This is a genomic window from Desulfotomaculum sp. 1211_IL3151 (assembly GCF_036763075.1).
In the GTDB taxonomy this organism is placed as follows: domain Bacteria; phylum Bacillota; class Desulfotomaculia; order Desulfotomaculales; family Desulfotomaculaceae; genus Desulfotomaculum.
On sequence record NZ_JBAIYV010000017.1, the window covers coordinates 1 to 1,791 of the forward strand.

1 protein-coding gene is annotated in these 1,791 nt (G+C 42.7%); it reads left to right on the plus strand.

All coding sequences use genetic code 11. The features are described from left to right. The first annotated feature begins 124 nt into the window (after window positions 1–124). Window positions 125–1,408, plus strand: coding sequence for an IS110 family transposase (locus V6C11_RS02785; RefSeq protein ID WP_333529555.1), 1,284 nt, complete (start codon window positions 125–127; stop codon window positions 1,406–1,408). Window positions 1,409–1,791 lie beyond the last annotated feature (383 nt).

A 1,791-nucleotide genomic window follows, 5' to 3' on the forward strand; every position in this document is an offset into this window, starting at 1 on the left:
AAGGAGCATTCCTGTAAGGAAATAAAATGACCTTTGAAAAAGAAAAGCACCTCCTGTAATATACTGGGTGTCGAGCTGTCTAGGCGACCGACCCCTAATTTAATCACACAGGAGGTACTTCAAAATGAATTATAAACAAAAACAGCGAATTGAGCAACTCACAGAATCAACTTTAATTATTGGGGCCGATATTGCTAAATCAAAACATGTGGCACGTGCCCAGGATTTTAGGGGTATCGAGCTGGGAAAACGCTTGATCTTTGACAACACTAGGGCAGGCTTAACCAAGCTGATGCATTGGATTAGAACCTTAATGGTAGATCACGGTAAGACTCATGCGCTTGTAGGTATCGAGCCCACAGGACACTACTGGTTACCAATGGCTGAGTTTTTGCGCAGAGAAGGCGTACCAGTGGTGGTGGTAAATCCTCTGCATGTTAAGAGAAGCAAGGAATTAGACGATAATTCGCCCACCAAGAATGACATCAAAGATGCAAGGGTAATTGGCCAATTAGTAAAAGACGGACGATACTCAGAGCCCAATTTACCAAGCGGTGTCTATGCAGAACTACGGGTAGGAATGGTTCAGCGAGACCGTCTGAATCAAGACCTTAACCGTGTAAAGGGCAGAATCCACAACTGGCTTGACAGGTATTTCCCTGAGTACACAAGCGTTTTTAAGGATTGGGAAGGCAAAGCGTCTTTGATGATATTAAATACTTGCCCACTTCCTCGTGAAGTCATTAAAACAGGCACAGAGGCCATTGTGGCCTTGTGGAAAACTGAGATCAAACGGGCAGTAGGTATAAAAAGAGCCAACAAACTAATGCAGGCTGCAAGGGAATCTATTGGACTATCCACAGGGATAGAGTTTGCCAGTTATGAAATAAGGATGCTGCTTGAACAATATGACACCCTTTGCAAACAGATGGAAACCCTGATGGAAGCAGTTCAAGAGTTACTGCAACAAATACCTGGGAGCACAGAAATGATGACAATTCCCGGAGTTGGTTTGGTTACAGTAGCCGGATTTCTTGCAGAAGTAGGCGACTTAAAAGGCTATGAACATGGGCAACAAATCATAAAATTGGCAGGCTTAAACCTAAAAGAGAACAGTTCTGGTAAACACAAGGGACAATCACGAATCAGTAAACGGGGGCGCCCCCGTCTACGGGCCTTGCTATTTAAGACTGTGTTAGTCATGGTTGCAAAAAACCGAGAGTTTAAGGCTATTCACCAATATTTAATAACAAGGGATGAAAATCCCTTAAAGAAAAAGCAATCCATAGTTGCCCTTTGTGGAAAACTTATTCGCATTTTGTTCACCATAGGCAGTAAACAAATTTCATATGATGCAGAGCAAGTATTAGGCGTTGTCCGCCAAGTTCAATTACAGGAAGCTGGTTAAAAGGCTTTTAAATACTAACACTTATTCACAATGAATTGGACAGACAAACGAAGCACGGAGAAGCCGGGAACTAATTTTTCCATACGGGCATGACCCAGCAAAGGAGCATACCTGGCCTCCACCCCTTGAGAGGTAGAACGAAGGAATGTAAGGGCCATTATTGGACCCCGTGAGACGTGGGAGGGTTAACCACAAGGGTACATGTGGAGATCCATTGTGCAACCATAATTTGTAAAATCAGGCATAGCCTTTGATTGGACACATCCCCATCAACCATATAATGTTATTTATTCAAACTTATTCCTGAATACCTTGTTTGGATGTACTTGAAATTGTAAGAATGAGTGAGTAAATGAAAGAAAAACTTATTTCATTGAGGGAGG